Genomic DNA, 12,818 nt, shown 5'->3' with positions numbered 1-12,818 from the left:
TTGAGACCTTCGGCGTGCACGGCGTTGTTCACCCCGACGTCGACCAATCCCTTCAAGGTGGCGGCCTGCTGCAGATCGGCGTCGTTGGCGACCGCGCCGGGCACGTGGTGCGCAACCGCTTCGGCGTAGCGGTTCTGGTCCTGCATGATCTGCTGCATGCCGCCACCTTGAAGGGATTGGTCGACGTCGGGGTGAACAACGCCGTGCACGCCGAAGGTCTCAATGGTGCCCAGCAGGCGACCGAAGCCTACAACCGCAAGACGTCGGCGTACGACAGGCTGGTGAAGGACGGCAGCGCGGTGGCGGGTTTGGGGGGCAAGGCGCTGCCACCGCCCTACAACCTGATCGGCACGCTCGGTGCCCCGGCCCTGACCGTGGGCGGAGATGCGTTGAAGCAAGACATCATTGGAGCCGCGCCGTCGGCCGCGCCGCCCGAGGCTCAGATACCGCACATGCAGGACAGCGCGGCGTATTCACAGGTGCTGGACGGCTTGATGGCCAACCGGGTGCCGATCGGGTTGACGCAACAATTCTTTGCTCCAGACGTGCCTGGCGACCCGCGCAGCCCGATGCACATCGCCACGTACGACGAATACAAGGCAAACGGCGGTACGTGGGACAACTACAAATACAATCAAGCGCTGAAGGGTGCGGTGCAAGGCGTATTGGGTGACGAGAGCATCATCCCGCACATGCAGCACCAGTATGACGAAGTGACCCAAATACCCAACCCCTAGGGAAGTTTCATGAGTCTCGGGCGGCGGCGCGCACTGCTCGGTGCGACTATCGCTTTGGCGCTGTGTGCCGTCGTCGCCGGCTGCGGTCCCAAGGACGGTCAGCATCCAGCCGCACCTGCGCCGAAGATTCCCTGGACGGGAACGCTGTCAGACCTGCGGACGGTGTGGAGTGCCGAGCCGGGAATTGACCTATTCACGACACCGGCCGTCGTGGTGCGCGCCTACCTGGAATCGATCCTTCTGGCGGCCAGTGCCGGTGATATCGGGTACGCCTATCCCGGATTCACCCACGCGGTGGTGCCGAATGCGCCCCAGGGCCAACCGGACAGCGCCCGCGACCGCTGGCCCGACACCCAGCATCCGTTGCGCGATCGACTCGTCGGCACCGACCGCTACCACCTCCTGCGGGTCGACACCGCCGGCCGTCAGGTCGCGGCCGTGGTGTGCGATTGGGCGTACGCCAGCGCACTGGATCTCGGTGCCGGGAACTACGGCTGGAAAAGCACGTTGCCCGCCACCGATCCCGCGGCCCGGATAGCCGTGCATCGCGTGGCCATGACCACACCGCAGGACGGGCCGGTGGCGCCCCTGCCACCGCAGAAGGGGACCGCTGCGGCGCCCGTCGACGATGTCTTTGGCGGGTGGCACATAGTCGGCCACAACATGACTGCCGACAGGGTTCCCGAATCGAACACCGATCCTCATGAGTGGCCTTCCGAAGTGGCCGACGCTCAATCGTGCGTGGACAAAGCCCCCGACCCGCTAGACCGCCGCCTGTATCTCCTCAATGGCGTGCACCCCCGCTCGGAATTTCCCACCCTGCCGCCATACCCTGGTTGGCCGGCTGGAAGTTCGTCCTGACTGTCGAAAGGGGACCTGGTGCGTACCAAGGCAATAACCGTGGTGGCCGTCGTGGCGGCCATCGCATCGGCCGCACTGACGCTTCTGCCCTGGATCGACGTGAGCCACTTGGGATTGCCGATCCGGTGGAATGGGCTCGGCATCTACATCGGCGAACACGGCGAATACTACGGGTCGTTGCTTACCAACATGGTGGACAGCACGCCGGGGTGGATCGTGGTGATCGCCTCGCTGGGCGCCGCCGCCGCGCTGCTCGCCGCGACGCAAGCGCGCTGGCTCGGGATCGTCGCATGCGGGTGCGCGGTCGTCGCGTTCGCGACCGCTGTCTTGTGTTTGGTCTATCCAGCGGTACTGGTCGGCGACGCCAAGAATGAATTGGGAATATCTCTGGTCGCCGACCGGCAAGTGCTGAACTCCGGTGCGCTGATCGCCGAAGCCGGGGCCACCGGGGTCCTGGCGGTCTGCACCGCACTGATCGTTATCAGAGCGAGAAGCGTTGTAAGGCAGGCCGATTGAGGGCACGCATGCAGTCGGCTGGTCTGACGGCGAGACGCTCTCGGTCAGAACCAGGGCCCCGGGTAGTGGCCGTCCTGATCTTGCACCATGACGATCTCCTTACACTCGCCGTTGGACGCCGGCGCGGTCTCACCGCGGCACACCAGCGTCCAGCCCGAGATCCGCTCGAAAGGCCGTAGCGTCCAGTTCGATGCGACGGGATCGGTTGCGGGCAGGGCGATCACGGAGAACGACCCGCCGGTGCCGGTGATGTAGAGGTGGTCTTCGAAGAACGCCAGCTTGGAGACCGACAGGTTCTTGGCGTCGTCTCGGCTCTTCTGGAAGTCCCACTGCTGGCTGCGCAGGTTCCATACGCCGAAGCCGAATTGGGAGGAGTCCGACCCGTGGCCGTCGACGAACAGTTTGCCGTCGGACAGCGCCGCGGCCAGGCCGCCGCCGGAGATCCGGTCGGAATCGCCGATCTTTATGACGGACTTGGCGTTGAGGTCGTAAAACATCGTCGACAGCACGGGTGGGTTGTACGAATCCCAGTGCGTGAGCTTCACCAGTTTATTAGGGCCGTCGGTCAATTCGGCATCGACGGATTGCACGTCGTTGTCCTGATAGATCGCTTCCCCGCTGGGCCGGCGCAGCTCCGCGCCGGAAGTCTTGCCGGGCTCGGTGTTGCGCGCAAACGCGAGCACGTCCTGCCAGACCCGCCCGGGCTGCGGATCATTCCACATCATCGACAGGTCAGCGCCGGACAGGACCACGGTCCGAGGTGGCGATGCGGCGCCGCGGCCGTCGGTGAAGGCGTTCAGCCACGCCACGCCCGAGGCCGTCGAGGCCAGCCCCCACTCCTTGGGCGCGGCCAGCTTCAGCTCCGGGGCCGGCGGCTGCAGCTCCTTGCCGGCCACCTGCCGGCCCGACTTGGTGTCGAACACGTAGGCGGTGGTTTTGGTGACTTCCGGGGCAGCAGCCTGCGCCGGCTTGACCGTGGTGACGACGTACACGACCTTCATGTCGTCGGCCGTGCCGGTCGGCGCGCAGATGGCGCCGGTGAGGTTCTCGCCGGCGGGAAGCGAGGGGATGCCCGGCGCGACGTACTGCCCGGATTGCGGGTCGAAGATTTTCGGCCGGATGTCCTCGAGCGCCGATCTGCCGGCCGAGAACTTCTCGGGGCAACCGAAGTACGCCGTCCCGCCGTAACTTTTCCAATCCTTTTCCAGCGGCCCGGTGATCGGGGCGGGCGGGGCGGCCGCGCGGGTGCTGGTTTTCGAGGCGGATGCCGAAGTGGTGGCGCTGAGCGGGGGCGGCGCAGCGGTTTCCGAGCAGGACGCGATGGCCAGGCAGGCAACCGACGCGACGACGATCGGGGCAAACCACTGTCCGGACATGGTTCGCCCCTCGATCCCACGCATCAATAAACCCCCGTTGAGTTCGTGCAACCAACGAGCGTAAGGCCGGTGCGCCGGCGCCGCGACTCGTGTGCGGACGCGGATGTGACGTTGACCCCGTGATACACCGGAAGCCATGACTACTCTGGCCGACCAGACGCGCTGGATGGACGCCACGGATCAGGCTGCGCTGGTGGCCCGACGCGAGGTCACGGCGAGTGAATTGCTGGAAGCGGCGATCGAGCGAATCGAGCGTCTGAACCCCTCGCTGAACGCCGTGGTCATTGAGTGGTTCGGGCACGCGCGTTCCATGGCAGCCGACCCGGGCCTGCCCAACGGCCCCTTCCGCGGGGTCCCCTTCTTGCTCAAGGACCTCTACACCAGCTTCGCGGGCCAGACGCTGTCGAACGGGAATGTCGCGCTGAAAGAGGCCGCCAAAATCGACGCCCGCGACACCACGCTCGTGGCCCGGTTCAAGGCGGCCGGGTTGGTGATCGCCGGCCGCACCAACAGCCCCGAGCTGGGCAGCCTGCCGACCACCCAGCCGCTGGCGTGGGGGCCGACCCGCAACCCGTGGGCGCTGGACCGCACGGCGGGCGGATCCAGTGGCGGCGCGGCCGCCGCCGTGGCCGCCGGCATGGTCCCGTTCGCCAACGCCTCGGACGGCGGCGGAAGCATCCGCATCCCGGCGTCCTGCTGCGGGCTGGTGGGACTCAAGCCGAGCCAGGGTCGGATCACCGTCGGACCGGTGCGCGCGGAGGTGGGCCTGGGCGTCGAACTGTGCGTCAGCCGCACGGTGCGCGACACGGCGGGCCTGCTCGACGCCGTTCGCGGACCCGGAATCGGGGACACCGTGATCGCGCCTCCGCCGCAGCGCGCCTACCTCGACGAGGTCGGCGCCCAACCCGGCCGGCTGCGCATCGGGCTGCTCGACGTCCACCCGCGAGACGACTTTCTGCACCCCGACTGCGTCGCGGCGGTGCGTGCCGCCGGATCGATGCTCGAGGGCCTCGGGCACATCGTCGAGCCCGCGTGGCCGGCCTGCCTAGCCGACACCACCTTGACCGAGAAGTTCATGGCCCTATGGGCCACGCAGATGGCGATGGGGGTGCGCGGCTTCGGTCAGACGCTCGGGCGTGAGCTCACCGCCGACGAGGTCGAGCCGGTGAACTGGGTCCTCGCCCAGCGGGCCCGCCAAGTGAGCGCGCTCGACTACGCGGTGGCGCAGGAGGCGGTCTATGCGTTTCGGCGGGCGCTGCAGCAGTGGTGGGCCGACGGGTGGGACCTGCTCCTTACGCCGACGGTGACCGAACCACCGCCACTGCTAACCGAATTCGAGAACGATCCGGAGCACCCGACGGCGCCGATGCGGCGCGCCGGTCGGTTCGCCGCGTTCACGCCCCCCTTCAACATGAGCGGACAGCCGGCGATCAGCCTTCCCCTGCATCGCAACGCTGAGGGTCTTCCCGTCGGCGTGCAGCTCGCCGCCGCATATGGGCGTGAAGATGTGCTCATTCGTGTTGCGTCCCAACTGGAATCGGCCCATCCCTGGTCATCCGATCGTCCGGCGACCCACTGAATGCTTGCCGCGCCGCTCACTCGTGCGCGCGCAGCCGCACCATCCGCGTCGTCGATGTCTCATCCAGCTCGACGACATCCGAGCGCGAGCGCAGGAAATCGCTGAACGAGCGGAATCCCAAAGATCTTTCGCTGAATGACGGGTCCATCCGTTTCATCTGTGCCTTCACGGCGGAGTTGTGCAGCCAGTCGACATCGTCCTTCTCCAAGCCGATCCGCAGGGCCCGCGTCAGCAGCGCGGTGGCGGCGGCTTGCGGGTCGGGCTGCTCGTCGGGCTCGTCCCGCTTGGCCGACTTGGCGCGGGTTGTCCGTTTATTCGGCTTGTCCGCCGCCGCGTCGGCCGGGGCCGGTTCGGGGTCCGGCACCCCCGGCAGCGCGTCGTAGATGACGAACTCGTCGCATGCGGCCGCCAGCGCCCGGCTCGACGCACCCGCCACACCGATGCCCACCACGTACCGGCCCAGCCTCTTGCAGCGCTGGGCCAAGGGAATGTAGTCGGAGTCGCCGGCCACGATCACCACGTGGGTCAGGTCGGGCAGCCGGAACATGTCCTCGACCGCGTCGACGGCCAACCGGATGTCGGCGCCGTTCTTGCCGTAGGCCGCCGCCGGGAACAACTGCACCAGGTCGACCGCGCGGGCCACCAGCTGTCCGCGATACCCGGCGTTGATGTCCGCCGACCAGTCCGCGTAGGCGCGGGTGAGCACCAGGGTCCCGAAGGACGACGCGAAGTCGAGGATCGCGGCGACGTCGACCGTCGCCCGCTCCAGCCGCTCCGCGTGCTGCTCGAGCCCTTTGGCCTTGTCCCGCTGAAAGGAATTCCGCCCGTGGATCTGGTCGTAGCGAGAGATCACGATGTTGTCGAAGTCGAGGTAGACGGCCACTCGGGTCGCAACCGGTTCGGTCATGCAGTCGATCATTGCGGAGCGGGACCAAAGCGGGTACACAGCCCACATGAATGAGCTGAAGTTTCTCCAACTGCACGGCGATCGCATCGCGTACCGCGACGAGGGTGGCGGCGAGGTGCTGCTGCTCATCCACGGTATGGCGGGCAGTTCGGAGACCTGGCGGTCGGTGATCCCGCCGCTGTCGAAGAAGTTTCGGGTCATTGCCCCGGACCTGCTCGGCCACGGTGAGTCGGCGAAACCACGCACCGACTACTCGCTGGGCGCATTCGCGGTGTGGCTCCGCGACTTCCTGGACGAACTCGGCGTCAGCCGGGCCACCGTCGTCGGTCACTCGCTTGGTGGTGGCGTCGCGATGCAGTTCGTCTACCAGCACCCCGACTACGCCCAACGGCTGATCCTGATCAGTAGCGGCGGCCTGGGACCCGACGTGGGATGGGTATTGCGTCTGCTCTCGGCGCCCGGGGCGGAGTTCGTGCTGCCGATCATCGCCCCGCCGCCCGTGTTAGCCGTCGGCAACAAGCTGCGGTCCTGGATGAAAAGCGCAGGCATCCGCTCACCGCGCGGCGCCGAGCTGTGGAGCGCCTACTCGTCGTTTTCGGATGGCCAAACACGGCAGTCGTTCCTGCGGACGCTGCGATCGGTCGTGGACTACCGCGGGCAGGCGGTCAGCGCGCTCAACAGGCTGCGGTTGCGCGAGGATCTACCGGTCATGGCGATCTGGGGCGAGCGCGACGGAATCATTCCCGTCGACCACGCCTACGCCGCGCACGAGGCGCGCACCGACAGCAGGCTCGAGGTGTTGCCCGATGTCGGGCACTTCGCGCAGGTCGAGGCGCCCGAGCAGGTGGTGGAGCTGATCGAGGACTTCATCGCCACGGGCGAACGCCGCGATGCTGAGAGCCCGCAGCCATCCGAGCCGAGCTGACGCCGAACGAGCGGTCATCGACATCATCGAGTACGGCGCGCATCGCTTCCTACGGGAGGCCCTCGTTAATCGTTGAGGATCTCGGCGATCCCCTCTCGGTAGGTCGTGATTTTGAAGTCGGGGAATCGGCGGGCGAACTTGGCGGAGTCGAAGATGTTGTCGTCGCGGTAGCGGGGCAGCAGCTCGGAGGCTTCCTTGACTGCGGGGTTGAACCATGCGCCGACCTTGAATGCGATTTCTGGGACCGTCGTGTAGCGGATGTCGCGCTCGGTGACGTTCGAGGCGATCTCGATCATTTGCGCGTAGGTGAGCCGTTTGGGATCGGTTGGTAGGTGCCAGGTTTGGCCGTAGGCGTCGGGGGTGTTGCCGATCAATCCCATCCCGCGGCTGGCGTCGGGGGTCCAGATCATGGTTCTTTTTGTGTGCGCGGTGATCGGGATCATCGGTCGCTTGCCCCGTTTGATGCGGTCGAAGACGGCGGAGTTGGACAGGCTCTTGGTCTTGCCGGGCCCGTAAAATTCGGGTGCTCGGCAGATGACGGCTTCGATTGACCCAGAGTCCATTTCTTTGAGCAGCATGTTCGCAATTTGGGCTCGCACGGCCGCCTTGCGGCCTACTGGCTGGAATGGGGTGTCTTCGTCCTGGGGCGTCGAGGTCCGCGGGTACATGTAGGTGTTGTCGAAGAAGACCAGTTTGGTGCCGTGTTTCCGGCAGGCGACAATGGTGTTGGCCATCATGACCGGGAATTGTTGCTCCCACAGCGTTGAGTCCATGGGCAGTCCCACTGTTAGGTAGGCGATGTCGCTGCCGGCGACGGCGTCGGCAGTGGCGTCGGCGTCCATGAGGTTGGCCGACGCCAGCTGATCGGTGTCGTAAAGCTTGGCGGGTTTGCGGCTGACCAGTCGGATGTCTTCGGTGATGTTGTCGTGGAGGTAGCGGGTGAGCTGCTCGGCGATTTGGCCATTGGCTCCCAGGACGGTCTGCATTGCTTTTCCTAGTGGTTCGGGCTCACGCAGTGGTGGCGCTCGTCTGTGGAGTCACGGTGCGGGGAGCGAGACGGGTACGGGGATGTGCAGGGCGTTCTGACACTCGGTGAAGACATCGAAGCGCAGCGCCTTGATCGGCTTGAGCGAGCGGACGTCGTCGGTCAGGCGTCCGGAGCCCAGCGTGAGTGATACGTCTCTGGGCACGAGCTTGCTGCCGACGGCCAGGGTGTTGGTCTGGCTCAGGGTGGCGTGCCAGCCCCCGTTGAGTTGGGTGTACGAGATCAGCGTCGAGACCTGGGTGCCGCTGGGGACCCGCTTTTGCCCCGGGGTGGCGACGTCGATCGCGATGTCGGTGCGACCGTCGTCGTTGGCCACCCGCGCCGTGGTCCGTCGCTCGTCGATGTCGACGTCGATCTCGGTGACCCACTTCGGAAAGCCATAGCCGTCGTGCCCGCGGACCTGCGCGATGTCGGTGTTTACCGGCAGCGACAGCACGTAGGCGTGCATCGAGTCGTTGGCCAGCGAGGAGAGGAGGTCGGCGGCTGGGAGCTTGCCGTGGCGCGCGGGTCGGACCGCGATGCCGACCGTGGCCTCGGTGTAGAAGTCGATGTCGCACACGTCGTATCGGAAGAACAGCACCGAGAACAGCCCAATCCCTGGAGCGATCCGCAGGGGATCCAACTCGCTAGGCAGCCGAGACCGCAACGCCGTCGTCGGAGCGAGGTACGTGATCTGCGCCTTCGACATCGCGTAGTAGAAGTTGGGCGTCCGAGTCGGACCAATCGCCGACTGGACCTGGGTCTTGGGCAGCGTCCGGAAAAAGTCAACGCTACGCACGCGCGGGTCCGCCGCGACAGCATCCAGGTCGGTGTCCATCCGGTAGCGGTCATACAGCCCGCCCTTGGGAACGGCGATCTTGCGGTCGCCCAGATCGACCTCGACCACATCCGCGACCACGCCTTCGCTCGGGACCATCTTCGACGCCACCGCCACCACCTCTCTTGATGTGTGCATTGCTTACATTGCACGATAGAATCCGATGTGAGCGGAGTCAACATTGCCGCGACAAGGGGCAGCGCGCTTACGGCAGGGCGAGCGCCCCACCGGCGTGTCCGCCGATCGACAACTGCCCTGCGTTTGATCATTGAGCCCAGAGCAACCAGGAGGACCACGCGGCCATGACTGCCACGACGAAGAGCAGTTATCACCACGGCGACTTGCGTGCCGCGCTGCTGACGACGGCCATGGGCATGCTGGAACGGGGTGAGTCGTTCTCCATTCGAGCCGTGGCGCGCGAGGCCGGTGTTTCGCCCACCGCTCCCTACCGGCACTTTCCCGACCGTGAGGCCTTGGAATCCGCACTGGCGGCTCAAGGGCTACGCGACTTGAAGTCCGCCTTGACTCGGGATCGCGAGTTGCCCGGCAATATCGAAGATTTGGCCGGACTCGGTGTCGCCTACGTCGAGTTCGCGCTGCGCCGACCCGCGCTGTTCCGGCTTATGTTCGGCAACGAGTGCGACGACGACAACGACGAACGCGTGCGGGCGGCTACCGAGGTGCACGAACTTCTGGCAACCGCGATCACGCGCGTCTTCCCTGACTCCGACCCCATCGACCTCGCCCTGGGGGGCTGGGGACTGGTCCATGGCCTGGCGTGCCTATACCTGGACCGCAAGCTCACTGCTTCGTCGATCGAAGAGGTCGCCGCCCAGGTTCGTGCGTCCTTCATCGCCGTGCTCGTCGCTCAAACAGATTGAGGTCAGCCGAGTAGGACTTTGCCGTTGACCCCCCGCGCGGGGCGCGCTAGCGTTAATGTAAGCGATGCACACATTCGAGCCTCGCAGCCGAACCCGTTCAGCGCAGAAGTGGAGGCGGGCCATGACCGGTTTCGCGCTGGGGATCGACGCGCTGAAGAAAGCGTCGCAGTAATGAGAGATCACCGGTCATTGCCCTGAAAGACCAGCGGTACAACCGACTTGAGGCCAGCCGGTTGACCGATTCATCAAACACACGAAAGCAGGCCGTCGATGACGAAACGCATCCTCAACGTGGTCACCAACGTCGCCCACTACGACGACCCGGAGCACCCGACCGGCCTATGGCTATCCGAGCTCACCCACGCGTGGCACGTCTTCGACGCGCACGGCTTCGAGCAGACCCTCGTCAGCCCCGCCGGCGGCAAGGTGCCGCTGGAGCCCAGAGCGCTGAAGTTCCCTAACTACGACAAGACCGCCAAGGCCTGGCGCGCCGACCCTGCCAAGATGGCGCTGCTGAACGACACCCGCAGCCCCGACGAGATCGACTCAGCCGACTACGACGCGATCTACTTCACCGGCGGCCACGGTGTCATGTACGACTTCCCCGACAGCGATGGGCTGCAACGCATCACCCGTGAGATCTACGAGCGAGGCGACATTGTCGCCTCGGTCTGCCACGGCTACTGCGGGCTTCTCAACACCAAGCTTTCCGACGGCTCCTACCTCATCGCCGGCAAGAAGATGACGGGCTTCGCTTGGCGAGAAGAGGTGTTCGCCCGCGTCGACAAGCTCGTTCCCTACAACGCGGAGCAACGAGCCAAGGATCGTGGCGCGCTCTACGAAAAGGCCAAACTCCCCTTCATCTCCTACGCCGTGGTCGACGGTAATTTCGTCACCGGACAGAATCCAGGCTCGGCCAAAAAGACGGCCAAGAAGGTCGCTTCGCTTCTCCGGTAGACCCCGTCGGGGCCATCGCCGGCCTTAATCAATTCAACGGCTCTCATTCGCCGTGGACCAATTCGCGGGGGTCCGGTCAGTAGTGCTAGCCGCGCGCGTTCTCCCTCGCCTAGCAAATGGAGCGCACTCCGTCAGCGTGACCGGGCGGGGCTAGCCGTCCTGACGCGTTCGCGCCCACCGAGATTGGTGGCCGCGGTGATCACAGCGCGCTCGATCTGACGCAGGGCGTGCACGGCGGTGAGGAAGCGTTGGGTGTCGGGGGCGGAGTCGCCGCGGCGGTCGCCGTCCTGTTGCCGGGCCACCGTTTCGGCGGCGTCGAGGTCGTCGGTCGCCGAGACCAGGGTCGGGGCGTGGCCGCCCTCGATGGCTTCCTGCAGCGCGTCGATGTTGCACCTCGTCTGGACCGCGGCCGCGGAAAAGGCGTGCGCCAGTTCCGAAGTCAGCGATGGTGTCCCGACCGGATCCTGATACTGCTCGGCGCTGCGCGCCAGGCTCCGGCCGTAGCGGTCGCAGGCGGTGAAGATCCGCAGGGCGCGCCGAATGCTGCGCCGGCCGGCAAGTCCGGCGACGCCGGCCAGCAGCGGCTTGGCGGTCACCCGGAACTGCTGCAGGTCGCGGTCGAGCTGGCGAGCCTGCTCCGACGGGCTGGCGCTGTCCTCACCGAACATGGTCGCGGCCGACATTTCGATCAGGAGAGACAGGCTCGTCAAGAACGCGCGAGCGTCACCGCGGATCGCCGTTCTGGTGTTGGTCGGCAGCACCACCACCGCGACAGTCGCCCCGATGACGGCACCGATCGCGGTCTCTTCGATCCGCAGCATCAGCACGCCGAACGAGAACTGGCCGAGCAGGCCGTACAGCAGCGCCAGCATCGTGGTGATCCAGAACGTCATCAGGCTGTAGGTGACCGTCATGAAATAGAAGGCGCAGAACAAGCACACGAAGATGCCGGCCAGGGCGGCGGTCTCGTGGCCGGTGAGCAGCGTGGCCACCAGCACGCCGCAGGGGACGCCGAGCAGCGTCCCGAGCAGGCGTTGCCAGCCCTTGGTCAAGGTTTCGCCCCAGGAGTTGGTGCCGGCGAAGATGACGAACGCGGCGATCACCGCCCAATACCAGCGCGCCGGCGAAACCAGCTCGCCGACGACGATGGCCAACGCTGCGGCGACCGAGACCTGGATGGCTTGCCGGGTGGTCGGCCGCAGTCCGGCAATCTCCTCTTCCTCGGCGGCCTCATCGGGCACCGCGTCTTCGGGCACCTGGGGTCGCTCGCCGTCGGCGTCGTCGAGGGGGCGCCCGACGGCCACCCGGTCGACGATTGCGCGCACGTCCGAGGTCGCCGAAGCGGCGTTGATTATCGCCAGCGCGAGACGGCGTACGGCGGCGCCGCCGGCGTCGTCACCCGCCGGGTCGGAACCGGGGCAGGGCCACTCCTCGAGCAGGCGCTGCGCTTGGTCGGCGGCCCGGCGCAGCCCGTCGGGCTCGGGGAGCCGGATGGCTCGCGACAGCTGGGTGAGCGCACCGACCAGTGCGGCCCGGGTGGGCTGGGGCATGGCATCGGGGTCCTCGCAAGCCAGGACGGCCGCCCGTCGGCCGGCGGTGGCGACCCATTCGATGGCCAGCTCGGCGTCCAGTAGCCAGGGGGCGAGTTGTTCGGCGGTGACGCCGGGCCACAGGGTGCCGGGATCGGCCTTGTCCTCGATTTGGCTCTGCACCATCAGAGCGGTCTCGTTGAGCCGGATGGTGCGGGCCCGCATGCGGCGTCGCCGCCGTTCATCGAGGCGGCCGGTCCGCACCGCTTCGGCGGTCGTGTCGAGGACTATCGCCATCCGCGCCCGCAGCGCCCGAATGGTGGCCCGCAGCACCCGCTCGGGTCGATCGGGCATCACGTAGGTGCTCATCACGTACGTGCACACGGTGCCGACCGCGACCGCCCCGATCATCCAGGGCAGCTCCGCGAGGCGGGCGTGCAGATACAGCGTGAAGAAGTAGGACATGAACGCGACCATGCCCAGCGCCCTGCCCCGCGCCCCGAAGCGCCGGATGTATGCCGCGGTGAACACGACGATCACGAAGACGACGTCGCTGACCACCGTGTGCGGCGCCAGCACCGCGGCCGCGGTGATGGACACCGCGGCGGGCAGGGGCAGCAGCGCCATGGTGATCCGCTGCTGTCGCGGGTCGGGTTCGTTGACGGAGCGCGACGCGACCATGGTGATG

Annotated in this window: 12 protein-coding genes; 7 read left to right on the top strand and 5 right to left on the bottom strand. The window is 66.6% G+C overall.

Annotation, left to right across the window (positions count from 1 at the left end; all coding sequences use genetic code 11):
• The first annotated feature begins 176 nt into the window (after positions 1-176).
• Genes A5652_RS10785 through A5652_RS10775 form a run of 3 tightly spaced genes read left to right on the top strand, consistent with a single transcriptional unit; the run spans position 177 to position 2,114 of the window.
• A complete protein-coding gene (locus A5652_RS10785) occupies positions 177-737 on the top strand; it encodes a hypothetical protein (RefSeq protein WP_156745270.1) in 561 nt (186 codons plus the stop codon).
• A gap of 9 nt (positions 738-746) precedes the next feature.
• Positions 747-1,598, top strand: a complete 852-nt coding sequence (locus A5652_RS10780; protein ID WP_067350394.1) for a hypothetical protein — start codon at positions 747-749, stop codon at positions 1,596-1,598.
• Between the two features lie 18 nt (positions 1,599-1,616).
• Positions 1,617-2,114 (top strand): hypothetical protein, encoded by a 498-nt coding sequence (locus A5652_RS10775; RefSeq protein WP_067350391.1) that lies wholly within the window; start codon positions 1,617-1,619, stop codon positions 2,112-2,114.
• A 44-nt stretch (positions 2,115-2,158) separates the two neighbouring features.
• On the opposite strand, the gene A5652_RS10770 is transcribed toward A5652_RS10775, so the two are convergent.
• Positions 2,159-3,490 carry a hypothetical protein gene (locus A5652_RS10770; protein ID WP_067350388.1) on the bottom strand — a complete coding sequence of 444 codons (1,332 nt, stop codon included), beginning with the start codon at positions 3,488-3,490 and terminating at the stop codon, positions 2,159-2,161.
• 136 nt (positions 3,491-3,626) lie between these two features.
• Between A5652_RS10770 and A5652_RS10765 the strand changes: the two genes are divergently transcribed.
• Positions 3,627-5,069, top strand: a complete 1,443-nt coding sequence (locus A5652_RS10765) for an amidase (protein ID WP_067350385.1) — start codon at positions 3,627-3,629, stop codon at positions 5,067-5,069.
• Positions 5,070-5,085: 16 nt separating this feature from the next.
• On the opposite strand, the gene A5652_RS10760 is transcribed toward A5652_RS10765, so the two are convergent.
• Positions 5,086-5,988: an NYN domain-containing protein gene (locus tag A5652_RS10760; protein ID WP_067350382.1), complete on the bottom strand. Its 903-nt coding sequence runs from the start codon at positions 5,986-5,988 to the stop codon at positions 5,086-5,088.
• Positions 5,989-6,022: 34 nt separating this feature from the next.
• Here A5652_RS10760 and A5652_RS10755 point away from each other — a divergent pair, with 34 nt between their 5' ends.
• Positions 6,023-6,901, top strand: a complete 879-nt coding sequence (locus tag A5652_RS10755) for an alpha/beta fold hydrolase (RefSeq protein ID WP_067350380.1) — start codon at positions 6,023-6,025, stop codon at positions 6,899-6,901.
• A 65-nt stretch (positions 6,902-6,966) separates the two neighbouring features.
• Here A5652_RS10755 and A5652_RS10750 read toward each other — a convergent pair whose 3' ends face one another.
• Both A5652_RS10750 and A5652_RS10745 read right to left on the bottom strand, forming a co-directional pair.
• Positions 6,967-7,887 (bottom strand): NAD-dependent epimerase/dehydratase family protein, encoded by a 921-nt coding sequence (locus tag A5652_RS10750; protein ID WP_067350377.1) that lies wholly within the window; start codon positions 7,885-7,887, stop codon positions 6,967-6,969.
• 51 nt (positions 7,888-7,938) lie between these two features.
• Positions 7,939-8,862: an acetoacetate decarboxylase family protein gene (locus A5652_RS10745; RefSeq protein ID WP_067350401.1), complete on the bottom strand. Its 924-nt coding sequence runs from the start codon at positions 8,860-8,862 to the stop codon at positions 7,939-7,941.
• A 203-nt stretch (positions 8,863-9,065) separates the two neighbouring features.
• Here A5652_RS10745 and A5652_RS10740 point away from each other — a divergent pair, with 203 nt between their 5' ends.
• Together A5652_RS10740 and A5652_RS10735 are read left to right on the top strand one after the other, a co-directional pair.
• Entirely contained in the window at positions 9,066-9,644 is a 579-nt protein-coding gene (locus A5652_RS10740) for a TetR/AcrR family transcriptional regulator (protein ID WP_067350374.1), read from the top strand.
• Between the two features lie 270 nt (positions 9,645-9,914).
• Positions 9,915-10,601 carry a type 1 glutamine amidotransferase domain-containing protein gene (locus A5652_RS10735; protein ID WP_067350371.1) on the top strand — a complete coding sequence of 229 codons (687 nt, stop codon included), beginning with the start codon at positions 9,915-9,917 and terminating at the stop codon, positions 10,599-10,601.
• Positions 10,602-10,732: 131 nt separating this feature from the next.
• Here A5652_RS10735 and A5652_RS27520 read toward each other — a convergent pair.
• Positions 10,733-12,818, bottom strand: a 2,086-nt coding sequence (locus A5652_RS27520; protein WP_067350367.1) for an FUSC family protein, incomplete at its 5' end; no start/stop codon positions are given.

This window comes from Mycobacterium sp. 1165178.9, assembly GCF_001673555.1.
Classification (GTDB): domain Bacteria; phylum Actinomycetota; class Actinomycetes; order Mycobacteriales; family Mycobacteriaceae; genus Mycobacterium.
Note: the sequence above shows the minus strand (reverse complement) of the source record. Positions and strands in the feature narration are given on the sequence as shown.